This is a genomic window from Pantoea sp. Mb-10, from assembly GCF_021272205.1.
Taxonomy (GTDB): Bacteria; Pseudomonadota; Gammaproteobacteria; order Enterobacterales; family Enterobacteriaceae; genus Pantoea.
Map to the genome: position 1 here is coordinate 556795 of NZ_JAJSDX010000002.1, position 25168 is coordinate 581962.

A 25168-nucleotide genomic window follows, 5' to 3' on the forward strand; every position below is an offset into this window, starting at 1 on the left:
ATTAACGGCTCAGGCGACGCATACGTTCTGATGGCGTAATGATATCGGTGATGCGCACGCCATACTTATCGTTGACCACCACGACTTCCCCTTGGGCAATCAGGTAGCCATTAATGAGAATGTCTAACGGCTCACCGGCCAGGCCATCCAACGCCACCACGGAACCCTGCGTTAACTTCAGCAGCTCCTTGATGGTCATTTTGGTGCGGCCCAGTTCCACGGTCAGCTTGACCGGGATGTCCATAATCAGATCGATATCCTGCATCGCACCGTTACCGCCTGGCGCGTCAAAGGATTTAAACACGTTTGCTGCGGGGTCCGGCGTAGGGGTTGCCGTCTGTTCGTTCATTGCCTCAGCCCACAGGTCGTCCGCGGAGATATCATCGGACGTGTTTTTGCTGTCACTCATTGGGCTGTTCCTCGTTCAGCGAATTCAAAATCGGGTTGATCAGATGTTCAACGCGCAGTGCATATTGACCATTCAGCGTGCCGTATTGGCTCGTCAGAACCGGTACGCCATCGACGTGCGCAATAATGCGGTCCGGTTTCTCAATAGGCAGAACGTCACCGGGATTCAGTTGCAAAATGCGCGACAGACGCAGCGATGTTTCGGCAAAGTGGGCAATAAGCTCCAACTCTGAATGCTGCACCTGCTTCACCAGATTGTCGCGCCAGTGGGTATCTTCCCGACGCGAGTTCTCCAGCGGGGGATTGACCAGCAGCTCGCGCAGCGGCTCAATCATGGAAAACGGAATACAAATGTTAAATTCGCCCACCAGGTTGCCAATCTCCACCTGGAACGGGGTGTTCACCACAATATCGTTCGGGGAGGTGGTAATGTTGGTGAACTTTACCTGCATTTCAGAACGTACATACTCGACTTCAAGCGGGTAAATCGCTTTCCACGCTTCGCTGTAGCCTTCCAGCGCCAGCTTCAGCATGCGACGGATCACGCGCTGTTCAGTATGGGTAAACTCACGTCCTTCGACTTTGGTTGGAAAACGTCCATCGCCGCCAAACAGGTTATCCACCGCGATAAACACCAGGCTTGGCGAAAACACCACCAGCGCAGTCCCGCGCAGCGGTTTCAGGTGAATCAAGTTCAGGTTGGTTGGCACCGGCAAGTTGCGGGCAAACTCATGGTATGGCTGAATCTTGATGGCACCCACGCTGATATCCGGACTACGGCGCAGCAGGTTGAACAGAGCCATACGGAAATGACGGGCAAAACGCTCGTTAATGATCTCCAGCGCCTGCAAGCGCTCACGCACCACGCGGCGTTGCGTATTGGGATCATAGGGGCGGATGTCGCCATCGGCCCCTTTGGAACTGTTCTCTACTTCCGCGCTGTCACTGTCGCCGTTGAGCAGCGCGTCAATTTCAGCTTGGGAGAGAATGCTATCGCCCATTAAATCACCTCAAAATGAAGGCGGTAAACAGCACGTCACTGACTACCTGAGGAGGTTGACCTTTCACCAGCGGCGGCGCCAGCACCTGTTTGATCTGATCGACCAGGGCTTGCTTACCTTGCTCTGTGGCTAAGGCGGTACTACTCTGGCGCGAGAGCAGCATCAGCAGACGGCTGCGCACCTCGGGCAGGTAATCATTCATGCGACGACGATTGTCCTCATCCGGCAGACGCAGGGTAAAGCCTACGTACAGCACACGATCGGGATCGTTGTCCGCATTGACCAGGTTAACCGTAAACGTATCCAATGCAAAAAAGATGGGGGCGGCAGGTGGCTCGACTTTCGCCGCTTCCGGCTTGTCGCCCTCATGTTTATTCATCATTCGCCAGACTACATAGCCTGCCACGCTGCAAGCGGCCAGCGTTACAATGAGTAACACCGGAATCAATATTGAACGTTTGCGGCCTTTTGCTTTCGCGTTATCAGACATCTTGCAGTTACTTCCTGTGAATTATGGCCAAGCCTCTCGACTCGACTGGACAGATTATCCCGCGTCTTAAGTCAAACAATGGGGTGAAAAGACGCGGGTTTTACGCTTACCTTCAGCGTTTAGCCGCTGTCAGGCAAAGATATCAACAGCGCCATTGCCTGCCGCGCGTGCCTGCAGGGCGGCCGGAACGGCAATCGGCGTTATCTCGTTTTCACTGTCCTGGGCGAGCGTGAAGCTGCCGTGCTGGCCATCGCGGCGACCCTCCTGCTGGCCCGAATGCGTCTGGCTCTGTGCAAAGGCATCGCTGCTGACGTTGCTCTGTCCCAGGTTGATACCGCTTTCCGCCAGCGCAGTACGCAGCTGAGGAAGCGCTGCTTCCAGCGCCGCGCGTACCTGGCTGTGGCTGGAAGCCATGGTTAATTGTGCCTGATCCTTTTCCAGCGTCAGGTTGATCTGGATGGCGCCCAAATCAGCGGGATGCAAACGCAGCTCGGCGGTTTGCTGCCCGTTACGGCTAAACATCACGATCTGCTGGCCCAGGGCCTGCTGCCACTCGTGACTCCCGAGTTGGGCATTCAGCATCGGCGTTGACGGCGTCATGCTGCTCGATGTCGCACCGGTGACCAGCGGTGCCGCGGCGCTGCTCATCGGCATCGCGGTGGGTTGGATCACGGATTCAACACCGCCACTGGCGTCACGCGTGTCCGCTTTACTCACGCTGCTCAGGACCTGTTTAAAGCTGGCATCCAGCGTCAAGGCCGCGCCGTTCGTTGATGCGGCAGGCGCGGCGTTAGACGCGCTGCCGGTGGCGCTTGCCACCGCCTGGCTGAGCGCGCTTTGTGCGGCAGCTGGCTTGTTCGACGCGGTTGAGGCATCGGCCTGTGTCTCTTCTTTATCGCTCTGCTGCAGCGTATGGCTCAGCAGGCTCTCCAACAGCGCGGCGCGTTTGCCATTGCCGCCCGCGGCGGTGACGTCAGCGTCAGCGATTTGCTCGGTGAGCGCTGACTGGGCGGTTTGCGGTGTCGTCGGTGGCGTTGGGGCAACCGGCAGCATGGCAAACAGCGCCTGCATATTCTGTAAGTCGCTGGCAGTTAACGAAGTTACTGCGCTGTTGTCCTTATCATCGGCTAATTTCACCCCGGCTTTAGGGTTTTCCGGCTGTAAAAGTGCGTTTAAGGTGTCAGGCTTTTCCAGCGCCTGCAGCAGGACGTTCAGCGCGGCTTTTTTATCCGACTTTGCGTCAGCGTGTGCTTTTAGATCAACCGGTTGTGCAGTATCGCCTTGCTGTTGAACCAATGTCAGCAGACGGTTGCCCAACTCGGTCATAAATCCTTGTGAGAGGGGCGTCTCTGCGCTGGCGCCCTCGGCCGCCGCCGCAGCGTTGACGTTTCCCTTGATCGATGCTTGCGCATTCACATTTGGCAGCGTAATCATTCGCCTTTCCTCATCGCGGCCCGTTGGGCAAATTCATCCATCCGTTTCTGATCGAGACGGTTTTCTTGTTGTAATGCGGTTTCTTCCGCGCGGGTAATCAATGTTTGATACGCATTGAGCCGCTTGTGTTTCTCTCGCCAGCTGACCAGTGCCTGCTCAAGGCGTTGATTCCACTGCTGTAGCTGCTGGCGATGCTGGTCAATGGCTTTTTCCAGCGTCTGGATAAATTGGTGATAGTTGGTCCAGCGGTTGCTGGCAATACCGCCTGACATATCCTGATTGAGCTTATTTCGATACTCATCCTGGTAATCAAGCAGCATCGAAAGCTGGTCGTCGGCCTGTTTGACGCCGCGGCGCATATCGCCCAAGTGGATCACTGCCTGTTCTAAATCTTGCTCCGCCAGATCGCGCAGCGTGTCGATAGCCTTCGCTGTTTTCATCGCTCAACCTCACATCACGTCAGCGTTAACCGAACATTGCCTGGAGATGGAGACAGGCGTCATCGTAGTCGCTGCGTTCAAAAATACCCTGTTGCAAAAACGCTTCCATTTCAGGATAGAGCTTGATGGCTCTATCTAGCATGGGATCGCTGCCTGCGGCATAGGCGCCGACGCTCACCAGATCGCGGTTACGTTGGAAGCTGGAGAGGAGTTGTTTAAATTGCCGCACGCGTGCGTAATGTGTTTCATCGATTAACGATGTCATTGCACGGCTAATTGAGGCTTCAATGTCAATGGCCGGATAATGTCCCGCTTCGGCCAGGCGACGTGACAGGACAATATGGCCGTCAAGAATGGCGCGCGCCGAGTCGGCAATCGGGTCCTGCTGGTCATCACCCTCGGTGAGCACGGTATAAAATGCCGTGATCGATCCGCCGCCGTGCGTACCGTTTCCGGCACGTTCCACCAGCGCAGGCAGTTTCGCAAACACCGACGGTGGATAGCCTTTGGTGGCGGGCGGCTCGCCAATCGCCAGCGCAATTTCACGCTGCGCCATCGCATAACGGGTGAGGGAATCCATAATCAGCAGCACATGCTGACCGCGATCGCGAAAATCTTCAGCGATGCGCGTGGCGTAAGCGGCACCCTGCATACGCAGCAGCGGCGAGACGTCCGCCGGCGCGGCAATCACCACCGAACGCGCGCGGCCTTCGGCACCGAGGATGTTTTCAATAAACTCTTTAACTTCACGGCCACGTTCACCAATCAGGCCTACTACAATCACGTCGGCTTTGGTGTAACGTGCCATCATGCCCAGCAGGACAGACTTGCCGACGCCGGATCCAGCAAACAAGCCCATGCGCTGACCGCGGCCCACCGTCAGCAGCGCATTGATGGCGCGCACGCCGGTGTCCAGCACATCGTGAATCGGCGTGCGCTGCAGCGGGTTAAACGGTGCGGTGATCAGCGGTGCGCGATAACCGGTTTCCGGTGCAGGCAGGCCGTCCAGGGGCTTGCCGCTGCCGTCCAGCACGCGGCCCAGCAGTTCAGGACCCAGCAGCATCTGTTTGCCACTTTGCGCACTCTCACCGTTGAAACGGGCGTAAACGCGTGCGCCGGGCAGAATACCGTCGACTTCTTCCAGCGGCATCATCAGCAGTTTTTGGCCGTTGAAGCCCACCACTTCACTTTCCACTTCCGAAATGGTTTGGCCGTCGTTGCGTTCAATAATGCAGGTTGCGCCCAGCGGCAGTTGTAAGCCGGTCGCTTCCAGCACCAGGCCGGTGGCGCGCGTTAAGCGGCCGTAGCGACGGACGGTTTGTACCTGCGTAATGCGCTGTTCAAACGCATCCAGCGCACCCAGCCAACGAGAAAGACGCGAGGTCATTACAGTGTCCCCGGTGCGGCAAGGCGACACAGCTCTTGCCAGCGCGTTGCGACGCTGGCGTCCAAATCGCCATCTTCAGCGCTGAGTTTGCACCCGCCAGGGTGCAGCGTGCTATCAGCCAGCAGGCGCCAGCCGTGCAGATCCAGCGTGGGGCCCAGCGTCTGCTCAATACGCTGCAGATCGTCCGGGTGCACGCGCAGCTGCGGCTTACCGCTGAACATGGGCTCTTGCTGAATTAACTGCTGAATCTGACGCAGCAGGGCGGTGCCATCCACCTGCGTCGCCTGACCAATCACGGTGCGCGCGGCCTCCAGCGCCAGCTGCATCAGGCGCGATGCAATGACGCTGTCCAGCGCCTCTAGCGTATGGTGAAACTCCGTGACCAGCTGCTGCATGCGCGCCTGTAAGGGCGCCTGCTGCTGCTGCGCATCGGCCAACCCCTGCTGGAAACCCGCGTCGTAGCCAGCCTGCTGCGATTCCGCGAAGCCTTTCTGATAGCCTTCGTTATAGCCCTGCGTCTGCGCATCTTTGCGCATCTGCTGCTGCAGCCGTTCAAGCTGCTGCTGTTGTTCTTCTTCGGCGCTGAGTTCCAGCGGTTCTGCTGGCGCGTCGTAGTGAATTTCCGGCTGCGGCTCGGGTTTGAACAGACTGCCTAAATCGTCAGGCTGCCAGCGCTGCCACGCACGGGCGGAAAAGGCATCAGACATAGGTTTCCTCGCCACCACCAATTACCATCTCGCCGGACTCGGCCAGACGGCGTACCACCAACAGAATCGCTTTCTGTTCGTTCTCCACCGCAGACATGCGCACCGGACCACGGTTGGCCAAATCGTCGCGCAGAATATCGGCGGCGCGTGCTGACATGTTCTTGAGGAATTTCTCGCGCAGCGGCTGCTCGGCACCCTTCAGGGCGATCAGCAACTGCTCCGACTCCACTTCCTGCAGCAGGCGCTGGATGCTGCGGTCGTCCACTTCCACCAGGTTTTCGAACAGGAACATCTCGTCGATGATCTTCTGGGCCAGCTCGCCGTCGAAGTCGCGTACCGCCTCGATAACGGCCTCTTCCTGCTGGGTTTTCATCAGGTTGATAATTTCGGCTGCCGTTCTTACGCCGCCCATCTTCGCACGCTTGAGGTTGGTCCCATCCAGCAGGCTGTTCAGCACTTCGGTCAGCTCGGCCAGTGCGGCAGGCTGCACGCCGCCGAAGGTAGCAATACGCAGCATAACGTCGTGACGCAGGCGCTCGTCGAACAGCGCCAGAATATCCGCCGCTTGGCCACGTTTGAGGTGAACCAGAATGGTGGCAATGATCTGCGGGTGCTCGTCGCGAATCAGATCGGCGGCGGCCTGCGGCTCCATAAAGTTCAGCGTTTCCATACCGCTGGTGGTTTCGCGGGTTTCGAGGATGTCTTCCAGCAGGCTGGAAGCGCGCTCCTCGCCCAGCGCTTTGGTCAGCACCGAACGCAGGTAATCGTTGGAGTTGAGGCTCAGCGCGGCAAACTGTTCGGCATCCGCTTCGAACTCACGCAGCACTTCAGTCAGCTGCTTATGTGACACCTGCTTCATGCTGGCCATCGCGGCGCTGAGATGCTGCACTTCACGCTGGTTCAGGTGCTTGAACACTTCCGCAGCGCGTTCTTCGCCGATGGTCATCATCAGGATGGCGCTTTTTTCAGTACCGGTCAGACTCATAGTTCGTTACTCATCCATTCACGGATAACCAGCGCCACGACGCGCGGATCGTTCTCAGACATGTCTCGGATGCGCTGGCTCATCACCTCGGCGCTCATACGGTTATTGGACTTCCGCTCCTGGTCCATCTCATCTTTGCTGAGTTGAACGCTGTACGCTTCCTGCTCTTGTTTGCTGTTGACGCGGGCGGCTTGGGCTTCTGCGGCAGCCTGCTCCTGGGCACGCTTACGCTGCAGCTGCGGGCGCACCATTTTGCGATACAGAATGAAGGCCACCAGCGCAACCAACAGCCAGCGTCCGGCGCTCATCAGCTGGTCAAAGAACGACTGTTGCTGCCAGAAGGGCAGGTCACCCGTTGCAGGCTCGGTGATGTTAAACGGCGAGTTGACCACGTTGATGCTGTCACCGCGCGTCTGTGAATACCCCATCGCTTCACGGGTTAAATCTTCAATCTGTTTGATCTGCTGATCGTTCAGCGCGACCGCTTTGCCTTTGCCGTCATCGTGATAATTCACCACAACCGCCACGGACAGACGCTGCACTTCGCCCACGTTAAGCTTGGTGTGACGAATGGTGCGATCCAGTTCGTAATTCACCGTGTCATTGTGCGTGGAATTCGTCGGGCCGCTGTTTTGTGAGGCCGTGCTGGTGCTGGTTCCGGTGTTCTGCGCGTTGTTGGCTTGACCATTGGCACCGTTTTGCTGCTGTGGATTCGTCACCGGCGCGGTGTTGGCTGGCGCAGGCTGATTCGACAGGGCACCCGGTACGCCGCCCGGATAGGCGCTGCCGTTCTGCTCGCTGGAGTTGGTTTGGCGCGAACGAATGGCGGTGCTGTTCGGGTTGGCGTTTGGCTGATATTTCTCGTCAGTTTGCTCGCTGCGATCGAAGTTGATCTGGGCGGTAACCTGCGCGTGAACGTTACCTTGACCCAAAATCGGGTTAAGGATGGCTTCAATGCGCTGCTGGTAGCGCGATTCCACATCCGCGGCGTACTTCAGCTGAGTATCACTGAGATCGCGACCTTCGCTGTCGTTACGCGTCAGCAGGCGACCGGCCTGATCGACCACGGTCACATTGCCCGGCGGCAAACCCGCTACGCTGCTGGATACCATGTGCTGGATAGCCTGAATCTGGCCTTCATCCAGCGCGCGACCTGGCTGCAGCGTCAGCGTGACAGACGCTGACGGCGCTTTCTGCTCGCGCACGAACAGGGTAGGTTTTGGCATCGCGAGATGAACGCGTGCCGCTTTCACCGGGCCCAGGGTCTCGATGGTGCGCGACAGCTCACCTTCGAGCGCACGCTGATAGTTGATCTGCTCGCTAAATTGACTGATGCCAAATTTCTCTTTGTCCATCAGTTCAAAGCCAACTGAGCCGCCTTTCGGCAGACCCTGCTGCGCCAGACGCAAGCGCAGCTCATGCACTTTGTCTGCCGGCACCATCAGGGCGCCACCGCTTTCCGCAAACTTGTACGGGATATTCATCTGCGTCAGCTGCGTGACGATCGCGCCACCGTCCTCATCGGACAGGTTGTTATAAAGGACGCGGTAGTCGGGCGTCTTCGCCCATAGCACCAATGCAAAAACTACCGCGATAGCGGCGGCAGCGGCGACGATTAAGGGAATTCGCGGATTGGCGCGCAGGCGTGCGAAAAGGTCATTGAAGCCCTTCTTGTTTGTATCCTGTGTAGCGGCTGCACTCGCATTCATGACCGATTCCTGCCTGACAATATTGACCGGGTGAGTTGTGGTGACAAAACGGGCTCCCTGACTTCCCCTAAGTGCTTCATGCGTTGTTGGTTTTTACGTTCGTTCATCTCTGTCACTTATCTGGATAAGCTTCCTGAGAGGGGCGAACCGACCGCAGTAACGCAGCGTGAACGCTTTCGGGAAACAAATGAAAATGAAAATTCCAATTCAATGGCACGCATTATTTGATGATTTGACTTATTTCGATGGGTGGATAAGCCGGGGTTTTTACGTTCATTTAGCGCCTTTGTCCTATTGACAGTGTGATAACTTTTCGAGCGTCAAAAACTAATCCCATCACCAATGAGGTACAAAGCATGTCAATTCAGGCCATTGAGGGTGTATTGCAGCAGCTGCAGCTCACGTCACTGCAGGCCAGCGGTAAGCAAGCGGATGCAGGTAATCACGTCGATTTCGGCACCACGATGAAAGCGGCGCTGGATAAGATCAGTGAAACCCAAACCACCGCGCGCAGCCAGGCGCAGGCGTTTGAAATGGGTAAACCCGGCGTGCAGCTCAATGACGTGATGATTGATCTGCAAAAGTCGTCTATTTCCATGCAGATGGGCATTCAGGTGCGCAATAAGCTGGCCTCAGCCTATAGCGAAATCATGAATATGCAGGTGTAGTTCGCCAGACGACGCAGGGAAGGGCCGGATACTTCGCACCGCTGTGCTGTTGCCCGCCGCTTATGCGGACGCGTGATGGTGTGCTGAGCTGTAAGGCCCATCGACCTCCTGCTCGGTCCCTCCGCCACATGCTGCGCAGCGGAGTGCCTCCCTATGCTGCAACATAGTTGGGATTCGCTTTGCGCATTCGCGTTTCGCCCGCGGCTTGGCGTGAGAGTGCTTGTGCAAGGCAGCACGCTGCGCGCAGGGGTTATGCTGTCGCGTTGCGCGGTTTATCTATCACGTCTGGACATAGGTGAACGGCGATCCCCTTCAGGCAGCCGTGCCACCTGTCGCCTATTTCTCTATTCCTTCCCGCCCGTTTCAGCCTATCCGCCTTACTGTTGATGGGCGAGTCAGCGTGGTTAAAGAAAGGTGCGCGTATCGACGCATGCCGTGAGCAGCGTCGCCATCCATTGCATCAGGAAACCGCATCAGGAATATAAATTACATAAGCCGTTCTTTATGTTTCAAAGTGTGATTTTGACTTGCTTTTTACCGGTAACATCTTATTTTCAGAGGGTGGCACTTAAACACGCACTATGAAGAGGGATATTTATGGCAAAGCATCATGTTTTAAAGGTATTTGAAATATCAGCTATTATTCTGTTCGCGCTGGTACTGGCTTATCTGGCAGTGACCGGGATCCTTTCCTCGACCGGCGTCGATCACGCCTGGCCTTACCCCAGCAAGTAATGGCGCAAGGCACCAGGGAAATCCAGCAGTACGATGAATAAATAAAATAAATGATAGGATTCACACGACAAACAGCGCCTGCCTTTGCGCTTCATCTCTTCCCGCGGCAGCGAGAGAGGGTCTTTATCCCCTTTCCATCATGGATTTAGCCGCCTCGGAATACCACTCACCGGGCTTTTGCTTTGTCGCCAATCAGTGCCGGCACGGTTCTGCGCTGGCTTGAAGCTGATGCGGATAAACCGCATTTCGTTAATGGCGACCATCAGCCGATTAGCGTTTAAAGCCTCTTTTGACCGGCTCAGGTGCCACATGTTGTTGAGTAAAGTGCGCCATAATTGCATCGGCAAGGGGGCCGACGATCCGCTCGCCCTGTCGATACACCGCCACCGGCTTACCGTGGGCGACCTCAATATCGTACTCAACACCGTTATAAATATGCTTTTGCATCACCCTCTCCGTAATAGTTGGAACAAACGCGCGACGAATGTGACGCTAATCATAAACCTGGCGTGCTTATTAAGTAAGGTTCGTTAACGCCCTGCCGGATGCGCCTGCGTGAAATTTGGCGCGAAAAAAAGCCCCGGCGACGGGGCAGAGGTAAACCGCGCCAATCTGAGTCGGCTTACGGGGTGGGGTCAGTAAGCGTAGACCAAGTCCTCTGCCGAAAAGGTTACGTGTACCACTGCGGTGACAAATTGATAAAAACAAAAAAGCCGCCGGATAAAGGCGGCTGTGATGTCAGGGCCATGAGAGCCGGTCGCTGACAACTTTATAACCCTGTGCGGCAAAAGCCTGCGCGTCAAGGGGTTCATGATGTGTGGGTTTAAACCAACCTGTCACGGCATTATCTGACCAGAACCAGACTTCAGGTTGGTCATCGTCATGCTGCACCCAATAATATCCTTCTTGCATAGTCATCACCTCCGGTGACGACTATAGTCAATCTACGCTTCGCTTAACAACTTCTCTCTGCGATAAAAGCGAAGACTGGTAGCAGACGCGAAGTCAGTCCTCTGTTTCAGGCGGTTCCAGCTTCTCGCTGAGGAGCTCAAAACCGGCAGATTTGAAGCGCGGCAGTGAGAGTGGGATAGGTTCCATGGGGCGGTAAAATCCGCGCCCAGCATCCCAAAACCATACTTCCGGCTCAGTTGTTCTGCTGCCGACCCAGTAAAAACCCGTTTCCATCAGTGCTCTCCAGAAATGAATGAAGGCACGCCTTCTCTGATTTCCGCAAATAATGTAATAGTTACATCCATTGATCAATATTAATACCGCTGCGCTTATCGCACACACGTGTAGTTGAGGCACCTTTATAAAGGCACCTCAACACGAGGTTATTCAGTTCATTTTGATTGGTCGCGATACGGATCTTTTTTATCGTCCTCGCTGTCGTCTCGGGTGCGTGGGATCTCACCACGCGGGTCCGCGTTATCCACCACCGGGTGATCATCCTCCTCATAGGGATTATTGGCGTGAGGGGCGGCTTCAGGTAATCCCTTGTGAACGTCACCTTCTTTATTACGATCTTTATTAGAGTGTTGATTGTGCATTTCGCTCTCCATCAAGATGCTGGCCTGCAATCCGCTCGCTGAAAGCAGGTCGGGGCGTGGGCGTTGGCTGAACGCGTTGTGTCACTTTACACGCAGAGTGGGCAAGTTGTACAGTTGCTCAAAGCTGTACAACTTTGAGCCGTCTGTATAGACCGCTTTTCCTGCCTGCCACGTTTCATCCATTATAGAAAATATCTGCAATTGAATAACATTCTTTTCGTATAAATCTTATGATCAAATCATTGTTTTTAGGGTTTATTATTCATGTGACCATCGTTCGAGAGGTCTGGCTGAACGCGATGAATCTTGTCAGACCACACGAATTGATCATCATGAAGTTGTACAAGTTGTAATTTTTTGTATAACTTGACCCTCAGTGGCGCTAAGTCACACGTAACGATAGGTGCTTTGCACCGCCTCTGAAGGTGCAGTGGATTTCCACCTTCAGAGGCTTTTTTTTGAGCGATGTCTGCTCTGATCGCTGCAACCCATGAGGCTCATATGGAAACGTCACAATTATTCACCACGCATTTCGAGAATAACCCCAATATTCATGCTAACAGTGTCGGGAATAGTGCAGAAAAAGAAGTCATCGCGGGAATTTATAAGCGGTTATCTGCGATAAAGATGCGCGTGAGTCAGAAAGACATCATTTTGGTTTTATTGGAAAATTTAGAGACCGAACGCGATTTCCAAAAACAGGATATATATCGTAAAGCACTGGAAATTGTAATACACCGTCCGGGTGATGAAACAGAAGCGTAAGTGCGTGCTATTCTGAATATAGTTCATATCCTGCAGCTTAGCGCGCTTTGCGTATTGTCACTTCCTCTTTGATGGATGGCGTCACGCGCAAAAACGCTTTTCTCGCAGATACAGCTGCTACCGTTGATGTTTGAACTGGCAGTAGAGTCTGCCATTCAGCACTAGCGCTGCCGCGGGTAACTTATGGCACAGGCGTGCCCGATCCTTTTTACGAAGTGTGCATATGAATGACGGTTACTATTGGGTGAAGGACGGCGAGCGGCATCCCGAAGTGTGGCTCTACCGTAAACAGTTTGGCTGGTTTCGTCCCTGCAGTTCGATACCAATGACGCAGCGCACCTTTGAGATGATGCGCTATAAAATCCTGAGCCCTCAACTTACGGCTCCGTCCGCAGGGAAGCACGTTGCTCAGGAGTAGTGGATGGCGGTGCGATTATTTAATTTCGGGCCACGAGATGGCGGGGAAGCCGTTCATCATCGGTTTGGCAAACAGATATCCCTGAAACTGATTAACCCCGGCGGCTTCAAGCCACATCCACTCTTCGGCTTGCTCTACGCCTTCTGCGATCACCGCAATCTCGAGTGACGAACAGCACTTCAGGATAGCGTGCACAATCGCCTGCTTCGGGCCGCTTTTGTGTACGTCGCGGATAATTTCGCGGTCAATTTTGATTTTGTCAGGTTGAAAGCGAGAGAGCAGCGCAAGTCCGGCAAATCCGGCACCAAAGTCATCCAGCGCCAGGCTAATGCCGGCGGCCTTTAACTTACGTACCTGCAGCGTAAATTCATCCGCGCGTGAAATAATCTCGTCTTCCGTCACTTCAATAATAATTTGCTCGGGAATGAGGCCGCTTGCCTCAATTTCCGCCAGTAAGAACTCCACCGCGTTCGGCACCGTCACCAGTGACATGGGCAGGAGATTCACGGTAAGGCTGTGTTCGCCAATGCCGAGCGCCTTGGCATGGCGGAAGGCGTGACGTTTAGCCTGAATATCGGCGTGGTAAATCGCTTCGCCGCCAAACGCTGAGAAATAGTCCGCTGGCGATCCCCCATCCGGCGTGCGAATTAACGCTTCAAATGCGGTCACGCGCCGTGCAAAAGGATCCACGATGGGTTGAAAAGCGAAGCGACAATCCTGCAGCTTTTCATCGATATCTTGTAGCTGATTAGACAACGACTCGTCTGCGACAAATTCCCACGAGGTAGCAGGAGGAATTTCAAAGTAGTTTTCTTTCTCGCGCGCTTCAACAAACGTGCGTAAAAACTGCAGCGCACGGTCGTTATAGTTGAGCTGATAGCGTGAAGTTCCCTTATCCAGTACCGCTTGCAACACGCTCTCTTTATCGTGCTCACGCAGATCGAACAACTCCATGCCGACGTTGCCAAAGCGACGAGAAGGAGCATAGTCGTGCATAAGCTCCACCAAATTGTGATGGCGCGCATCATGACGGATGCGGTCATAAATCTTCTGCACCGCATCGCGCGGTCCTTCCAGGAGCTGGAAAAAGTGGATCCCGTCAAACAGTAAAATACCCGTGATCTCAGATAAATGATTTTTACTATTGGCTTTGTTCACCATATCGCTCAGCGTCTTAACGGGAACGTGATCGTGAAGATGGCTGCGATAAATGATGGTGGTCAACATAGGCTTTCCAGACATATCGTTATTTTATTGTGTAGATTAGCAGCCGAAGCGCGGTGCATGTCCATAACAATAGGTGATTTACCGACACTTTTCTTAAAATAATCATTTAACCGAAGCGTTAATTGGGCACGCAGTGTTTCGCCAAAGTAAACGTTTACCGGAAACCTCACTGTACGATTAATAAATTCGATTGAATGGATAAATAAAAGGCGTATGGTGATGCCCCGTTAACAAAGGGGGAAACAATGCTACGTCAATATCTTCATCTTGATGCCAACGATCGCCTGGAAAAGCACGGGGTTGCACACCACGACCCCGCAACGGTGATGTGCTGGCGTATACTCAGCGCGGGCGGGCAACCCAAAGGCACTGTGATGCTTTATGACAAGCTCAGCACCCGTCGGTCATGGCCCGCCGAATATCGCCTCACGCAGCGCGATGCTGGCGGCAAAGTGGTGGTTGATAAGCTTATGGAGACGTCACCGCTCGATGCGGCGTAACGCTCCGGCTTTCAGTCCCCCGCAGACGAGAAGGGCGAAGAGATGCCCCGCGAATAGCTGCGACGCATCTCGCGCAGGGTGCCAATGACGGCAATGTGATTGTCAACCGCCGTGTAGGACGGAAAATCGGCGTTGAGCGCGCGTAACGAGACAATCGCCTCGTCGCCCCGCTGTGAAACAACCTGATAAATGCGCACCTGTGGCAGGCCGTTGATGGTGGCGAGCACGACCTCGCCGGGGCGTGGCAGGGGCGCGGGGTCAAAGATCAGAATATCTCCCGGCCGCCACTCAGGCTGCATGGCGTCATCATCAAGCGCCACCGCGAGCGCCCGCTCGCTGAGGGAGAGATCGGTATAAAGAACGTGCGCGGCGCGCTGTGGGTGAGTGGTCGGCGTATACAGCCAGCTTGCCGCCTGTGTCAGCGCAATCAGCGGAACCGCCTGACCTTGACTAATGTTATGCGGCGGTGCGAACGGCTCGCCATCCCCGTCAATGATCCACGCTGGCGTACACTGCAAATGCTCAGCGAGCCGGAGCAAGTTATCTCCGCGCGGGACGGTCTCTTCTTTTTCCCACTGTGATATCGCGACGTGCGATACGCCAATCACGCTAGCCAGGTTTTTTTGCGTCATGTTCAGCGCCTGACGCCTCGCACGCATACGCATACCTGCCGTTTCTGTCTGGTTCATCTTGACAACTCCTCGTGTGTTAACTTAAGTATACTTAAATTTGAGATATTAAGTAAACTTAAATTGGGCTTGGCCACGCACTGGCAAGGGTGGCCGAGATAGCCCGTTCGATCCCTTGCCAGTGTTGAGAGGTGAAGCATGGAAAGTAGTTTAATCACCAGTGTGGGTGCGCTGCTTCTCGGCGGCGGAGCGGCAGCCGTAGTTTGGAAGCCGTTAATGGCGGGCGTGGCCGCCATCGTAACCAGCAATCGCGCCGGCGGTGAAATCATTACCAGCTACAAAGAGCAGGTAATGCTCCTGAAGGAGAGCCATGCGCTGATGCGTAAGGAAAATGACGAACTGCGGATCCGTCATGACCGAAACCTGCGCCGTATCTCTTCACTGGAAACGGATCTGCGGCTGATCAAAAACGCGCTGGGTATTTTACTGGCGACCACGGAATCAGAACATACGGATAAATTTCGCAGTCAAATTAATCAATTAATTACCACTCTTGAGGAGAGCCGTGATGGTGCAGATAAACCCTGAGTTTACCCTGACGCATCGTCGTCAGCTGATAGTGGGCGGTACGCTGCTGATGCTTTCATTGATCTGCGTGGCCATGACCATTTTGTTTCTTTACGTCAACAATAATGCGAATCGGCGCGTGGAGGATATTCGTGCGCAGTATCGCGCCATCTCTGACCGACGCGAAGCAAGGGTGGCGGAGCTGACCAGCCAGTTAACCACGTTGCAGCACAAGCTGGACGATTTCACCGCGCGCGAGGAGAGTCAAAAACGGCGCGCCGAGGCGCAGCGACAGGCGCGGGACGCGCATTGAGCCCGCTAACGCGCGGTATACCGTGGGCTTCCGGCAGGCACTGCTGGAGACCCACAGGTAACTTCCGATTAATCCTGGTGCGGCTTCGCTATTTTGCGCTAGTTTTAATAATGAGTACGTTATTTTAACTGGCTAACCAAGCAAAAAGGGAAATAGCATGAGTGATTCTGAGGCAATCAAAAGCAAAACTGACTACCTGCGTGACGTCACTTCACAGCTCAAAGAGATGCGTCACTACGCGCAGACCAACACCGAAACGCTCTCTAGCCATTGGCTTGCGTTTGACGCAGGCGAGTATAAGGATAGCGAGCACGCGGCGCGCTTCGATACGCTAATCAACAAGCAAGGCCAGCTGCTGGATGAGATTGATCAGACCATTCAGGACATTGAAATCGCTATCAACCAAAGCGAACAGGAAAGTTAAACTGGCCCATGCTGGTGGCTAGTCAGCCACCAGCCACATATCGGCTTCATCAAACATCTCTTCCACAAGACGGGCAATGGTCGCCTTGTCATTTTTACTCATGTCCGTCTCTAACGCATTGCGCTCCATCGGTTTCACGCGCACGTCAATGTCGGGGAACACGCGATGCACACGCCTCTCCAGCTCCTGTAAAATCATGTCACGCGCGCCCGGTAATCCGGCGACGTTACGCTTATCGTAAATCAGCTCCACAAACATCGGTGATAGCCCTTAGTTAAACTGGGTGGCTAATAATACTGTAAATAAAAACAGTGGCAAGCAGCTATGCAGGTGGGTGAGCGATTTTTTTGGGATGTCACCGCGTGACGCACCACTCGCGCAGCGTAAAGCACAGAAAAAAGGGGGGCGAAGAGAGATTTAAAGCGGCGAAAAAAGGGGACCTCTGGAGGTGGAAATCCAGCAACACCTCCAGAGGCGGCGCATAAGCACCTTCGTTCAAGGACAATCTACGACTGACGTCGTGATGCTAAGTTATACAGTATTTAAAAAGTTGTACAAGTTATTCTTGCGTTGTACAGCCATTATTTTGGGCGGTAGTGTCTCCAGCTTACAGCTCGTTCTTGATGCAAAATTCTTCCCACGTCATCCCCAGTGCTTCAGCGTGAGATTTCAGATAGGTTTCAATCGCTTCTGCGGCCACTTCTTTGTCCGGCTCGGCGAGCTGGATGGAAAACAGCATACCATCGAGCTTTTTCTGCCGCAGAAACGCGGCGTAGATGCGTTCCGCGTGCCATTCACGTAACTCCCGCAGCGACAGGTTGGCCGCACGCGCATCGCGCTCCGTGAGCTCATCCAGCGCGGCCTGGAAATCGGGGTGCGCGGCGAAAAACATTGTGCGCGCCTGCGCGTAATATTCTTGAGGGGTTTTCATACGCTATTCCTGCTATAAACTAAGGCGCCAGTGTAACGCGCGTCGCGACGCTTGTCAGGCTGGCAGCGCGGTACAACGGTGCATCGCCGTTTTTATCGGCATCCCCTTGCGAAGAAGGGATAAGCAGGCAGGGATGGCTTGCGCAACCGCCCGTAAAAATTATAACGTAGCCGCCATTAAGGCGATTGTAGGGATAAATAATGAAGAAGTGGATGGCACTGTCTGCGCTGCTGGTGCTCAGCGGGTGTGCACAAATCAGCAATTACGATGAAGCAGTCAAAACGCCTGCGCCGCAGACGCTGCAGGGCAACTGGCAATCCGTTGGTCCACAGAGCGATTTAATCAGCGACCGCGCGCTGGCTAGCCTCATCATTACCCCGCAGGGCGATACGCTGGATTGCCGTCAGTGGCAGCGCGTGATTGCCAAACCTGGCAAGCTGACGCGTGAAGGCGATACGTGGGTAAACGTGAACCGTTTCGTGCGCGTTATGCCGCTTGAGGTGGAAGACGGGGAGTTGCACTACGATGGTTTACGTCTGCGCAAAGTGGCGCAGCCGACCGTTGAGTGTCAGCAGGCGTTGGAAAAGATGAAGCAGCAGCCCAACGTCCGCGTGATTCAGGACATTGAACCGCAGATAATGCGTCCCGCGACGCAAAAATAGCAGACGCAGGCGCAAAAAAAACGGGTGAGCCATGGCTCACCCGTTTGCGTTTCGACAGAACGCACTCAAGCGTTATGCGGTAACCAGACGTTGCCCTGTTTACCGTAGGCATTCATCACCGACTTTTGCTTAGTGGATTGCCCCACCAGGCTGGTGAGTTCATCCATACGCGCCTGCAGCAGGCGTCGCACTTCACTTTCATTGTCCAGAATATGGCGCAGCACCGGACGCAGCTGCTCTTGGAGCTGGTGTGACGGCGGAGCCGCCTCGGTGGATTGCGCCAGCCGCTGCACCGCACTGACGTAGTCAACTTCCTTGGTAATTAAGTCGTCCCATTCGCCTTTGGCGGCCAGACGCAGCATGCCGTGGCTCAGGTCGAGTATCTGCTGGTAAACGGTAATCAGTTGCGGTGCGGTATTCATTAGACGGCGTCCTGAAGTTGTAGAGTTTGCGCGACTTCTTTCCAGGCATCAGCGATGTTACGAAGTAGACCTTCAGCTTCTTCGATAGCTTCTACATCGTTACGCAGATTGGCATGTAACAGACGACGCACCATGTAATCATATAGGCCCAACAGATTATCGGTGAGTTCATCACCGCTATCCGTTTCCAGACCTTGTTTAAGCCCATTTTCAATAATGTTGATCGCTTTAGACAGCGATAACCCTTTCCCTTCGATATTGCCATCAAGCAAGAAAAGACGGGCGCGCGTCATCGCGCTTAATGCGCCGTCAAACAACATAATTAAGAGTTGCGCTTGATTGGCGCTCATTACGGCACTTTCAATGCCGACTTTCTGGTAAAACTGCGCGCCCGAATTCGTGTACATACATTTACCCTTTCATCTATTAGGAATTAGATGATGATGAGTTATTAAATTGAGACGTCAGGTAAGTCGACGTATTGGTCAGGGAGTTCACCAGCGTAGTGAGGTTGGTAAACTGTGTCTTATAGCGCGCCATAGTGGCATCAATGCTGTCCTGCATCGCATCGTAACGCGTGCTGAGATCTTTCAGGGTGTTATTGATCCCGTCCGTGGCGTTTTTGATGATGCCTTCTTGACCCACAGTGGTGCTCAGCATCGCTTTCAGCGTCGTATCCATCTGGGTAGCAAAACCGGTGGTTTTCCCGTCACCCACAAAGAAGCTGCTCACCGCCTGCGGGTTATTGGTGAGCGCATCGGTGAGTTTGCTGTCATCGATGGTTAACGCACCCAGCGAACCGTCGGCCTGCTTGGTTGGATCGGTCGTGATCCCCAGCTGTGACAGGACGGAGTAGGCACCGCCGCTCTGCAGATTGGTGAGCATGCTGGCCAGTTTGGTCTGCACGGTACGTACCGTGTTGTCACCCAGCAGCGCGCCGTTGCTGGCCGCCTGATCTGCACCCTGCGACACCGCGGTGTACTTGGTCACGCTGGCAATCGTGGATTGCAGCGAGTTGTAGGCCGTGACCCACGCTTTCACCGCGGTTTTGCTGCTGTCGATGGAACGAGACACGCTCAGCGTTTCACCGCTGGCGGTGGGGCTGGCGCTCTTTAAATTCAGGGTCACGCCGGTCAGTGCATCTGAAACGGTGTTGCTGCTGCGCTCCATGGCGATGCCATTGACCGAAAACTTGGCATTCTGCGACGGGGTCTGCACCGACATATTCTGCGTGCCGGTCGCGCTCGCGCTGTAACCAACGGCGCTTTGCAGCGTGCTATCGCTGCTGGTAATGGTCATATCGCCGGTGGTACCGGAGGTTTTTGACGTCAGCATCAGGCGATAGTCGCCGTTGCTAGCGGAAATAATGGTCGCACTGACGTTGCCGGCGCTTTTGTTGATCGCATCGGCGATACCCGAAAGGGTCGTCTGACTGTCGGTCAGCGTAATATTCAGCGGATCGGTCGTGCCGGGCTGGGTGATCGTCAGCGTGCGCGATCCGCTGCCGTCGCCAAGCTGCGTGCTTTTACTGCTAAAGGAATTCGAAATCAGCGACTGCGCTTTGGCGACCTGCTGAACCGTCACGTTATAGTCGCCCACGGTCGCGGTGCTGTCTGTGGTCGCAGAGAACGCGGTCGTGGTGCTGCTCACGCTGGTGGCACTGAAGGTGGTGCTTTTCCCTAGCGCGGCGGTAGCTGTCTCCAGAGCAGAAAGCGAACTTTGCAACTTGCCGTAAGCGGTAAGCTGACTGTTATACGTTGACTGCTGATTGGTGATCACCGTCAGCTTGGAGTTCTCTGCGGTTTCCAGCTGCGTGTAGAGCGAGTCAAGCTGAAGGCTTGTTCCTGCGCCCAGGCTACTAATACTTGCCATGATGATTCCTCAGTGTAAAAGATGTACCGAGGTTATCGGCCATCCATACCTGAAGTTTAATTTTTGTTAAGCGCAAATGATGAGGCGAATAGAGTAGCGATAATGAGCTATTTAGCCGCATCGAAAATTGCGGTTAAGTCATATTCTCTTTCCTACGCTCTTCCTTCTATAGATAAGCCGCGGCAATGCTTTTGCCAGGTAAATAGATAAGAAAGGCGCGGCGTGAAAATAAAAACACTTATAAAAACAGAAAGATAATTCATTTTAAGGAAATTTTCTAAAGTTAGGAAAAAGGCTGACGATAACTTGGTTGACGGTGAGAGACGCCGTGAGCTGACAAAGCTCAGACCGAAACCCAACTGATTTTAAAGGAACTTATTATGTCCGTTATCAATACCAACATCATGTCACTGACTACTCAGACCAACCTGAACAAATCACAGGCTTCTCTGAGCACTGCAATCGAGCGTCTGTCTTCTGGTCTGCGTATCAACAGCGCAAAAGATGACGCGGCTGGCCAGGCAATTGCCAACCGTATGACCTCTCAGATCAAAGGTCTGACTCAGGCAGCACGTAACGCCAACGACGGTATCTCAATGGCGCAGACCGCTGAAGGTTCACTGAACGAAATCAACACCAACTTACAGCGTATCCGTGAGCTGACTGTTCAGGCGAAAAACGGCACCAACAGCGACGACGATATCTCTTCAATCCAGGAAGAAGTTGATGCACGTCTGGCTGAAATTACCCGTATCGGTAACGCCAGCACCTTCAACAACAAATCAATCTTCAACCAGACCGGTACTGCTGCTTCTGTAAGCATCCAGGTAGGTTCTGATGATGCATCTGGTGCGAACGTTATCTCTATCGACCTGAGCGGCGACGGCTTCCAGGCTTCTACTCTGGGCAGCACCTTCAGCGTTACCGGTGCTAACGCACTGTCTGACCTGGATGCACGTATCAAAGACGTTGACACTGCACGTAGCAGCCTGGGTGCGATTCAGAACCGTTTCGAATCTACCATCAACAACCTGAACACCACTGTTAACAACCTGTCTGCATCTCAGTCTCGTATTCAGGATGCTGACTACTCAACTGAAGTTTCTAACATGTCTCGTGCGCAGATTCTGCAGCAGGCAGGTACTTCAGTACTGGCGAAAGCTAACCAGACAACGCAGAGCGTGCTGTCTCTGCTGCAAGGCTAATCACTTTAGACTTGTGAAAACCTTAACCCGGCCTATGGCCGGGTTTTTTCTTGTAAGCCCACGATGAGGGGCGCGGAGAGAAGCATGAAGAAGTTATTGATCGCCATTGATAAATTAAATCGGTTTAACGAAGTTGAAACAACATGCCTCGACATCATCAACCACTTTCACCGCCTTGGCTGGCAGGTGGATTTGGTTACGCGTCAAATTGAAGGGCATTTTTTACAGCGGATTAATCAGCTTAAAGAGCAGGGTCGGCTCGCGACGCACTTTGAAGATGAACACCCGCTGGAGAAAGAGTATCAGCTGATCTGGATTTGCCAGGGCTACATGAGTCATACCCTGATTCGCGCTCTGGAGCAGCAGGAAATCACTGGCGTTTGCCTTTTCCAACACTACCACAAATATGCCGACCAGGATTTGCCCTACGGCGCTGACGTTGAAAACCGGCTCGCCTGGCGTGCGCTGGCGGTCTCCAATAGCGCGTGGGCAAAGCTGGTTAACCGGGGCATTGAAGAGGGTAAACTTGAGTTATTTCCGCTTACCGTTAGCGATGCGTTTGTGCAGCATGAAGCCGTTGAGGTCACTGCGCTGCGCCGTATTCTGTTAATAGCAGAAGAAGAAAACGAAGACGTTTTAAAATTAAAAGAGACGCTTGCCAGAGACAACATCACGCTGGATTTTCTGGGCACTGAACATACCGTTGATAAACACACGCCGGCCCTTTTCGCTGAGTACCAAGTGATTATGGGCCAGTTCCGGCCTATTCCGCAGGCGCTGGCGTTGGGCATTCCGGCCTTCACCACCGATCTGACCTACAACGGCGGCTACGTCGCGGATAATAATCTGGACAGTCACCTGCGGCGTCACTTCCTGGCGAACGGCGATGTCACCGTGGAAAGCATGGAGGCGTTGGCCGAGGAGATCAAACGTGGCTTCGACGCAGCACGAAGCTGGACGCAGACGTTCCGCGATGCCGCTATCGAACAATGGTCATTAACCGCCCGTCTTGATGCCCTGGTGCAGCAACTGCCAACGCCAGCGCCGCTCACTATCACTGAAAAACAGGCTGCGGCGCTGACCTTGCACCGTAAAGTCGTCGGCGATGAAGCGGAAAAGTCACGCGTTCTGGAGAAATGGCTGCAAAAACGGGTGCCGTCGGCGACCCGCATTGCGATCCTGAAATCCTTTGCCCAGCAGAATCCAGAACAGAGCGATATCGCCGCGCTGATCGTCGATAACGGCGACGCGGACGCCGTTGAAAAAACTCAGCACGCGCTGCAACAACAGTACTGGCCGGCCAGCTCGGTTCAGCAGGTGCCCGCCGATGGGCTGGCCGCCGCGCTGGAAAGCTGTACCGCCAGTGCCGTATTGGTGGTGGAAGCGGGCGTTCTGCTTTTCCCCCACGCGCTCTTGAGCATTATCGAACATCGCCTGCGCGAACCCAGTAAAGCCCTGTGGTATAGCGATGCGCTCTACGGCAAAAGCAGTGAGGAGCTTAGCGCCATTCTGAAACCTGATTTCAGCGTCGACATGCTGCGTAGCCAGCCCTACATTGGCAACCAGGTGGTCATCGACGTGGCGCGCGCGCGCGACGCCGGGGGTTTTGATCCGCGCTATAAAAAGCTGGCGGTGCAAGATCTCATCTGGCGGCTGGTGGAAACGGTGGGGGCGCAGAGCGTTGGTCACGTTTCTGAAGTCGTGATGCACATCCCTTATAGCTTTAAAGACTGGCTCACCGATGAAACGGTGCTGGCTGAGCATCCGCCTCTGACGCAGGCGCACGTGACGCGCTGTGGTATTCAGGCCACAATAGAGCCGGGCATGCAAACCGGGCTGCATCGCGTGCGCTATCACCACCCGCAGGTGCCTAAAGTCTCGATCATTATTCCTACGCGCGATCGTCAGTCGCTGCTGCGCCGCTGCCTTGAAACCCTGCTGGAAAAAACCCGCTGGCCAGATTACGAAGTGGTTATCGTGGATAACGGCTCCGTTCAGCCTGACGCGTGTGAATACCTCGACCAGCTGGTGGCACTGAATCTTCCACAAATCAAGGTGCTGCGCTGGCCTCAGCCGTTTAACTATTCTGCTATTAATAACTTTGCCGCCGCCCATGCCGCAGGCGACATCCTGCTGTATCTGAATAACGATGTCGAAATTGTCGCGTCTGATTGGATTGATGCCATGGTGGAGCAGGTGCTGCGCCCGGAAGTGGGCGTGGTCGGCGCACGGCTGGAGTTTGAAGATGGCCGTATTCAGCACGCCGGTATTGTGGCGGGCGTTGGGCTTGGCATCTCGTCAATCTATGAAGGCATTGCCGGCGGCACGCTGGGGTACCTGCATCGCCTGCAGAGCGTCAATAACGTTACCGCCGTCAGCGCCGCCTGCATGATGGTGCGTAAAGAGACGTTCCAGGAGCTGGGGGGCTTCGACGACGAGGCGTTCCCGCACTACTTTGGCGACGTGGATTTGGGCTTAAAAGCCCGAGCGGCGGGCTTCATGAATGTGTGGACGCCGTATGCGCGCTTGGTGCATATGGGCGGCGCAACGCGCGTGCTGGGTGAAAAAATCAACGTTGTGGCGGCTCCCGGCGACGAGCACTATGGACAGTTGCGTAAAAAATGGGGCGCCGCGCTGCGCGACGATCCGAGCTACAATCGCAACCTTGCGAAGGTCGGCAGTAACTTCCAGTTAGGCATTCGCCAGGCCGATATGCAGCAGCCGTTGCCGGGTCGACCGCTGCCCGTGATCATGGCCTGCAATAAAAACTTCACCGGCTGCGGTAACTATCGCGTCATCATGCCGTTTAACGCGCTTGAGCAAAACGTCGTGCTGGAAGGGGGGCTGCATCACGGTATCCCTTCGGCCATGGAAGTGGCCAGTGCCCAGCCGGATGTGCTGCTGCTTGAACTGGTGATGGACGCGGAGATCAAACAGCGCGTGCAGCAATACCGTGAAGTTAGCAATGCCAAAATCATTTTTGAATACGATGACTATTTCCTCAACTTGCCGATGAAAAACCGGTTCCGCAAAGTCGTGCCGAAGGATATGCCTAGCCTGCTGCGCCGCGGCATTGAGCAAGCCGACTGGCTGGTGGTATCAACCGAGCCGCTGGCGGAGGCCTATGCGCCATTCCATTCGGACATCCGCGTGGCGAAAAACCGTCTCGACGTCACGCTATGGGAAAACCTGCAGTGCCTGCGTATGCAGGGTAAGAAGCCGCGCGTCGGCTGGGCAGGCGGCAGCAGCCACACGGGCGATCTGGAAATTCTTCTGCCGTTTATTAAAGAGCTGGAAAACGACGTTGACTGGGTCTTTATGGGCATGAAGCCGCAAGGGGTGAAGTGCGAATACCACATTGGCGTGCCGTTTGATTACTATCCCGAAAAACTCTCCACGCTGAATTTGGATCTGGCGCTGGTGCCGTTGGAGAACAACTACTTCAATGAGTGTAAGAGTAACCTGCGTTTGCTGGAGCTGGGCGCACTGGGCGTGCCGGTGATCTGCACCGACATTGAACCTTATCGCTGCGGCTTACCGGTGACGCTGGTGGCTAACCGCTATAAAGACTGGATGAAAGCGATTCGTGCGCACCTCGCGGAGTGGCAAAGCGGCCAGCTGGCGGAGCGGGGCGATCGGCTGCGTCAGGCGGTGCATACAGAGTGGATGTTGCGCGATGAAGGATTAACAGACTGGCGTAAAGCCTGGCTGCCATAATG

31 protein-coding genes are annotated in these 25168 nt (G+C 54.6%); 11 read left to right on the forward strand and 20 right to left on the reverse strand.

Annotation, left to right across the window (positions count from 1 at the left end; all coding sequences use genetic code 11):
- Position 1 precedes the first annotated feature (1 nt).
- The 9 genes from fliN to fliF form a co-directional block, all read right to left on the reverse strand.
- Positions 2–409, reverse strand: coding sequence for a flagellar motor switch protein FliN (gene fliN / locus LU196_RS05820; protein WP_232759708.1), 408 nt, complete (start codon positions 407–409; stop codon positions 2–4).
- Positions 402–1409, reverse strand: coding sequence for a flagellar motor switch protein FliM (gene fliM, locus LU196_RS05825; protein ID WP_232759709.1), 1008 nt, complete (start codon positions 1407–1409; stop codon positions 402–404). Before fliM ends, fliN begins: the two co-directional genes overlap by 8 nt.
- A gap of 4 nt (positions 1410–1413) precedes the next feature.
- A complete protein-coding gene (gene fliL, locus LU196_RS05830) occupies positions 1414–1899 on the reverse strand; it encodes a flagellar basal body-associated protein FliL (RefSeq protein WP_232759710.1) in 486 nt (161 codons plus the stop codon).
- A gap of 129 nt (positions 1900–2028) precedes the next feature.
- Positions 2029–3333 (reverse strand): flagellar hook-length control protein FliK, encoded by a 1305-nt coding sequence (locus tag LU196_RS05835; protein ID WP_232759711.1) that lies wholly within the window; start codon positions 3331–3333, stop codon positions 2029–2031.
- A complete protein-coding gene (fliJ, locus tag LU196_RS05840) occupies positions 3330–3773 on the reverse strand; it encodes a flagellar export protein FliJ (RefSeq protein WP_232759712.1) in 444 nt (147 codons plus the stop codon). Before fliJ ends, LU196_RS05835 begins: the two co-directional genes overlap by 4 nt.
- 25 nt (positions 3774–3798) lie before the next feature.
- Positions 3799–5160: a flagellar protein export ATPase FliI gene (gene fliI, locus LU196_RS05845; protein WP_232759713.1), complete on the reverse strand. Its 1362-nt coding sequence runs from the start codon at positions 5158–5160 to the stop codon at positions 3799–3801.
- Entirely contained in the window at positions 5160–5867 is a 708-nt protein-coding gene (fliH, locus tag LU196_RS05850; RefSeq protein ID WP_232759714.1) for a flagellar assembly protein FliH, read from the reverse strand. Before fliH ends, fliI begins: the two co-directional genes overlap by 1 nt.
- Positions 5860–6852 (reverse strand): flagellar motor switch protein FliG, encoded by a 993-nt coding sequence (gene fliG, locus LU196_RS05855; RefSeq protein WP_232759715.1) that lies wholly within the window; start codon positions 6850–6852, stop codon positions 5860–5862. The genes fliH and fliG overlap by 8 nt, the downstream gene beginning before the upstream one ends.
- Complete coding sequence (gene fliF, locus LU196_RS05860) at positions 6849–8561, reverse strand: flagellar basal-body MS-ring/collar protein FliF (RefSeq protein WP_232759716.1); 1713 nt, start codon at positions 8559–8561, stop codon at positions 6849–6851. Before fliF ends, fliG begins: the two co-directional genes overlap by 4 nt.
- 356 nt (positions 8562–8917) lie before the next feature.
- Here fliF and fliE point away from each other — a divergent pair, with 356 nt between their 5' ends.
- Both fliE and LU196_RS05870 read left to right on the forward strand, forming a co-directional pair.
- Complete coding sequence (fliE, locus tag LU196_RS05865) at positions 8918–9229, forward strand: flagellar hook-basal body complex protein FliE (protein WP_232759717.1); 312 nt, start codon at positions 8918–8920, stop codon at positions 9227–9229.
- Between the two features lie 597 nt (positions 9230–9826).
- Positions 9827–9964 (forward strand): hypothetical protein, encoded by a 138-nt coding sequence (locus LU196_RS05870; RefSeq protein WP_232759718.1) that lies wholly within the window; start codon positions 9827–9829, stop codon positions 9962–9964.
- 270 nt (positions 9965–10234) lie between these two features.
- On the opposite strand, the gene LU196_RS05875 is transcribed toward LU196_RS05870, so the two are convergent.
- The 4 genes from LU196_RS05875 to LU196_RS05890 form a co-directional block, all read right to left on the reverse strand.
- Positions 10235–10411 carry a hypothetical protein gene (locus tag LU196_RS05875; RefSeq protein WP_232759719.1) on the reverse strand — a complete coding sequence of 59 codons (177 nt, stop codon included), beginning with the start codon at positions 10409–10411 and terminating at the stop codon, positions 10235–10237.
- Positions 10412–10702: 291 nt separating this feature from the next.
- Entirely contained in the window at positions 10703–10876 is a 174-nt protein-coding gene (locus tag LU196_RS05880; RefSeq protein WP_232759720.1) for a hypothetical protein, read from the reverse strand.
- A 93-nt stretch (positions 10877–10969) separates the two neighbouring features.
- Entirely contained in the window at positions 10970–11149 is a 180-nt protein-coding gene (locus LU196_RS05885; protein ID WP_232759721.1) for a hypothetical protein, read from the reverse strand.
- A gap of 158 nt (positions 11150–11307) precedes the next feature.
- A complete protein-coding gene (locus LU196_RS05890) occupies positions 11308–11514 on the reverse strand; it encodes a hypothetical protein (protein ID WP_232759722.1) in 207 nt (68 codons plus the stop codon).
- Between the two features lie 501 nt (positions 11515–12015).
- On the opposite strand from LU196_RS05890, the gene LU196_RS05895 reads away from it, so the two are divergent.
- Positions 12016–12279 (forward strand): biofilm development regulator YmgB/AriR family protein, encoded by a 264-nt coding sequence (locus LU196_RS05895; RefSeq protein ID WP_232759723.1) that lies wholly within the window; start codon positions 12016–12018, stop codon positions 12277–12279.
- 223 nt (positions 12280–12502) lie between these two features.
- Positions 12503–12697 carry a hypothetical protein gene (locus LU196_RS05900; RefSeq protein ID WP_232759724.1) on the forward strand — a complete coding sequence of 65 codons (195 nt, stop codon included), beginning with the start codon at positions 12503–12505 and terminating at the stop codon, positions 12695–12697.
- A 15-nt stretch (positions 12698–12712) separates the two neighbouring features.
- Here LU196_RS05900 and LU196_RS05905 read toward each other — a convergent pair whose 3' ends face one another.
- The gene (locus LU196_RS05905; protein ID WP_232759725.1) at positions 12713–13924 is read right to left on the reverse strand and encodes a diguanylate phosphodiesterase; all 1212 of its coding nucleotides are present in this window, start codon (positions 13922–13924) and stop codon (positions 12713–12715) included.
- A 245-nt stretch (positions 13925–14169) separates the two neighbouring features.
- Here LU196_RS05905 and LU196_RS05910 point away from each other — a divergent pair, with 245 nt between their 5' ends.
- Positions 14170–14424, forward strand: coding sequence for a hypothetical protein (locus tag LU196_RS05910; protein ID WP_232759726.1), 255 nt, complete (start codon positions 14170–14172; stop codon positions 14422–14424).
- 11 nt (positions 14425–14435) lie between these two features.
- On the opposite strand, the gene LU196_RS05915 is transcribed toward LU196_RS05910, so the two are convergent.
- Positions 14436–15113: a helix-turn-helix domain-containing protein gene (locus LU196_RS05915; protein ID WP_232759727.1), complete on the reverse strand. Its 678-nt coding sequence runs from the start codon at positions 15111–15113 to the stop codon at positions 14436–14438.
- A 138-nt stretch (positions 15114–15251) separates the two neighbouring features.
- Here LU196_RS05915 and LU196_RS05920 point away from each other — a divergent pair, with 138 nt between their 5' ends.
- The 3 genes from LU196_RS05920 to LU196_RS05930 all read left to right on the forward strand — a co-directional run bounded on the left by LU196_RS05920 (position 15252) and on the right by LU196_RS05930 (position 16357).
- Positions 15252–15641, forward strand: coding sequence for a hypothetical protein (locus LU196_RS05920; protein ID WP_232759728.1), 390 nt, complete (start codon positions 15252–15254; stop codon positions 15639–15641).
- On the forward strand, positions 15622–15933 hold the full coding sequence (locus LU196_RS05925) for a hypothetical protein (protein ID WP_232759729.1): 312 nt from the start codon (positions 15622–15624) through the stop codon (positions 15931–15933). Before LU196_RS05920 ends, LU196_RS05925 begins: the two co-directional genes overlap by 20 nt.
- Positions 15934–16090: 157 nt before the next feature.
- Positions 16091–16357, forward strand: coding sequence for a hypothetical protein (locus tag LU196_RS05930; protein WP_232759730.1), 267 nt, complete (start codon positions 16091–16093; stop codon positions 16355–16357).
- 18 nt (positions 16358–16375) lie between these two features.
- On the opposite strand, the gene LU196_RS05935 is transcribed toward LU196_RS05930, so the two are convergent.
- Both LU196_RS05935 and LU196_RS05940 read right to left on the reverse strand, forming a co-directional pair.
- Positions 16376–16615: a DinI-like family protein gene (locus LU196_RS05935; RefSeq protein WP_232759731.1), complete on the reverse strand. Its 240-nt coding sequence runs from the start codon at positions 16613–16615 to the stop codon at positions 16376–16378.
- A 349-nt stretch (positions 16616–16964) separates the two neighbouring features.
- Entirely contained in the window at positions 16965–17288 is a 324-nt protein-coding gene (locus LU196_RS05940) for a DUF6388 family protein (RefSeq protein ID WP_232759732.1), read from the reverse strand.
- Between the two features lie 200 nt (positions 17289–17488).
- Here LU196_RS05940 and yedD point away from each other — a divergent pair, with 200 nt between their 5' ends.
- Positions 17489–17950 carry a lipoprotein YedD gene (gene yedD, locus LU196_RS05945; RefSeq protein ID WP_232759733.1) on the forward strand — a complete coding sequence of 154 codons (462 nt, stop codon included), beginning with the start codon at positions 17489–17491 and terminating at the stop codon, positions 17948–17950.
- A 65-nt stretch (positions 17951–18015) separates the two neighbouring features.
- Here the strand turns inward: yedD and fliT are convergent, their stop codons facing one another.
- The 3 genes from fliT to fliD are packed head-to-tail and all read right to left on the reverse strand — an operon-like array spanning position 18016 to position 20244.
- Positions 18016–18372 carry a flagella biosynthesis regulatory protein FliT gene (gene fliT / locus LU196_RS05950; RefSeq protein WP_232759734.1) on the reverse strand — a complete coding sequence of 119 codons (357 nt, stop codon included), beginning with the start codon at positions 18370–18372 and terminating at the stop codon, positions 18016–18018.
- Positions 18372–18779: a flagellar export chaperone FliS gene (fliS, locus tag LU196_RS05955; protein ID WP_232759735.1), complete on the reverse strand. Its 408-nt coding sequence runs from the start codon at positions 18777–18779 to the stop codon at positions 18372–18374. Before fliS ends, fliT begins: the two co-directional genes overlap by 1 nt.
- A 19-nt stretch (positions 18780–18798) precedes the next feature.
- Positions 18799–20244, reverse strand: a complete 1446-nt coding sequence (gene fliD / locus LU196_RS05960; protein WP_232759736.1) for a flagellar filament capping protein FliD — start codon at positions 20242–20244, stop codon at positions 18799–18801.
- 380 nt (positions 20245–20624) lie between these two features.
- Between fliD and LU196_RS05965 the strand changes: the two genes are divergently transcribed.
- The gene (locus LU196_RS05965; RefSeq protein ID WP_255697824.1) at positions 20625–21449 is read left to right on the forward strand and encodes a flagellin; all 825 of its coding nucleotides are present in this window, start codon (positions 20625–20627) and stop codon (positions 21447–21449) included.
- A gap of 84 nt (positions 21450–21533) precedes the next feature.
- Positions 21534–25166, forward strand: a complete 3633-nt coding sequence (locus tag LU196_RS05970; RefSeq protein WP_232759737.1) for a glycosyltransferase — start codon at positions 21534–21536, stop codon at positions 25164–25166.
- Positions 25167–25168: the final 2 nt, after the last annotated feature.

What these genes read in the sequence shown, in the direction of transcription:
- fliN (WP_232759708.1), bottom strand. Translation starts at nt 409, where the DNA reads ATGAGTGACAGCAAAAACACGTCCGATGATATCTCCGCGGACGACCTG.
- fliM (WP_232759709.1), bottom strand. Translation starts at nt 1,409, where the DNA reads ATGGGCGATAGCATTCTCTCCCAAGCTGAAATTGACGCGCTGCTCAAC.
- fliL (WP_232759710.1), bottom strand. Translation starts at nt 1,899, where the DNA reads ATGTCTGATAACGCGAAAGCAAAAGGCCGCAAACGTTCAATATTGATT.
- LU196_RS05835 (WP_232759711.1), bottom strand. Translation starts at nt 3,333, where the DNA reads ATGATTACGCTGCCAAATGTGAATGCGCAAGCATCGATCAAGGGAAAC.
- fliJ (WP_232759712.1), bottom strand. Translation starts at nt 3,773, where the DNA reads ATGAAAACAGCGAAGGCTATCGACACGCTGCGCGATCTGGCGGAGCAA.
- fliI (WP_232759713.1), bottom strand. Translation starts at nt 5,160, where the DNA reads ATGACCTCGCGTCTTTCTCGTTGGCTGGGTGCGCTGGATGCGTTTGAA.
- fliH (WP_232759714.1), bottom strand. Translation starts at nt 5,867, where the DNA reads ATGTCTGATGCCTTTTCCGCCCGTGCGTGGCAGCGCTGGCAGCCTGAC.
- fliG (WP_232759715.1), bottom strand. Translation starts at nt 6,852, where the DNA reads ATGAGTCTGACCGGTACTGAAAAAAGCGCCATCCTGATGATGACCATC.
- fliF (WP_232759716.1), bottom strand. Translation starts at nt 8,561, where the DNA reads ATGAATGCGAGTGCAGCCGCTACACAGGATACAAACAAGAAGGGCTTC.
- fliE (WP_232759717.1), top strand. Translation starts at nt 8,918, where the DNA reads ATGTCAATTCAGGCCATTGAGGGTGTATTGCAGCAGCTGCAGCTCACG.
- LU196_RS05870 (WP_232759718.1), top strand. Translation starts at nt 9,827, where the DNA reads ATGGCAAAGCATCATGTTTTAAAGGTATTTGAAATATCAGCTATTATT.
- LU196_RS05875 (WP_232759719.1), bottom strand. Translation starts at nt 10,411, where the DNA reads ATGCAAAAGCATATTTATAACGGTGTTGAGTACGATATTGAGGTCGCC.
- LU196_RS05880 (WP_232759720.1), bottom strand. Translation starts at nt 10,876, where the DNA reads ATGCAAGAAGGATATTATTGGGTGCAGCATGACGATGACCAACCTGAA.
- LU196_RS05885 (WP_232759721.1), bottom strand. Translation starts at nt 11,149, where the DNA reads ATGGAAACGGGTTTTTACTGGGTCGGCAGCAGAACAACTGAGCCGGAA.
- LU196_RS05890 (WP_232759722.1), bottom strand. Translation starts at nt 11,514, where the DNA reads ATGCACAATCAACACTCTAATAAAGATCGTAATAAAGAAGGTGACGTT.
- LU196_RS05895 (WP_232759723.1), top strand. Translation starts at nt 12,016, where the DNA reads ATGGAAACGTCACAATTATTCACCACGCATTTCGAGAATAACCCCAAT.
- LU196_RS05900 (WP_232759724.1), top strand. Translation starts at nt 12,503, where the DNA reads ATGAATGACGGTTACTATTGGGTGAAGGACGGCGAGCGGCATCCCGAA.
- LU196_RS05905 (WP_232759725.1), bottom strand. Translation starts at nt 13,924, where the DNA reads ATGTTGACCACCATCATTTATCGCAGCCATCTTCACGATCACGTTCCC.
- LU196_RS05910 (WP_232759726.1), top strand. Translation starts at nt 14,170, where the DNA reads ATGCTACGTCAATATCTTCATCTTGATGCCAACGATCGCCTGGAAAAG.
- LU196_RS05915 (WP_232759727.1), bottom strand. Translation starts at nt 15,113, where the DNA reads ATGAACCAGACAGAAACGGCAGGTATGCGTATGCGTGCGAGGCGTCAG.
- LU196_RS05920 (WP_232759728.1), top strand. Translation starts at nt 15,252, where the DNA reads ATGGAAAGTAGTTTAATCACCAGTGTGGGTGCGCTGCTTCTCGGCGGC.
- LU196_RS05925 (WP_232759729.1), top strand. Translation starts at nt 15,622, where the DNA reads ATGGTGCAGATAAACCCTGAGTTTACCCTGACGCATCGTCGTCAGCTG.
- LU196_RS05930 (WP_232759730.1), top strand. Translation starts at nt 16,091, where the DNA reads ATGAGTGATTCTGAGGCAATCAAAAGCAAAACTGACTACCTGCGTGAC.
- LU196_RS05935 (WP_232759731.1), bottom strand. Translation starts at nt 16,615, where the DNA reads ATGTTTGTGGAGCTGATTTACGATAAGCGTAACGTCGCCGGATTACCG.
- LU196_RS05940 (WP_232759732.1), bottom strand. Translation starts at nt 17,288, where the DNA reads ATGAAAACCCCTCAAGAATATTACGCGCAGGCGCGCACAATGTTTTTC.
- yedD (WP_232759733.1), top strand. Translation starts at nt 17,489, where the DNA reads ATGAAGAAGTGGATGGCACTGTCTGCGCTGCTGGTGCTCAGCGGGTGT.
- fliT (WP_232759734.1), bottom strand. Translation starts at nt 18,372, where the DNA reads ATGAATACCGCACCGCAACTGATTACCGTTTACCAGCAGATACTCGAC.
- fliS (WP_232759735.1), bottom strand. Translation starts at nt 18,779, where the DNA reads ATGTACACGAATTCGGGCGCGCAGTTTTACCAGAAAGTCGGCATTGAA.
- fliD (WP_232759736.1), bottom strand. Translation starts at nt 20,244, where the DNA reads ATGGCAAGTATTAGTAGCCTGGGCGCAGGAACAAGCCTTCAGCTTGAC.
- LU196_RS05965 (WP_255697824.1), top strand. Translation starts at nt 20,625, where the DNA reads ATGTCCGTTATCAATACCAACATCATGTCACTGACTACTCAGACCAAC.
- LU196_RS05970 (WP_232759737.1), top strand. Translation starts at nt 21,534, where the DNA reads ATGAAGAAGTTATTGATCGCCATTGATAAATTAAATCGGTTTAACGAA.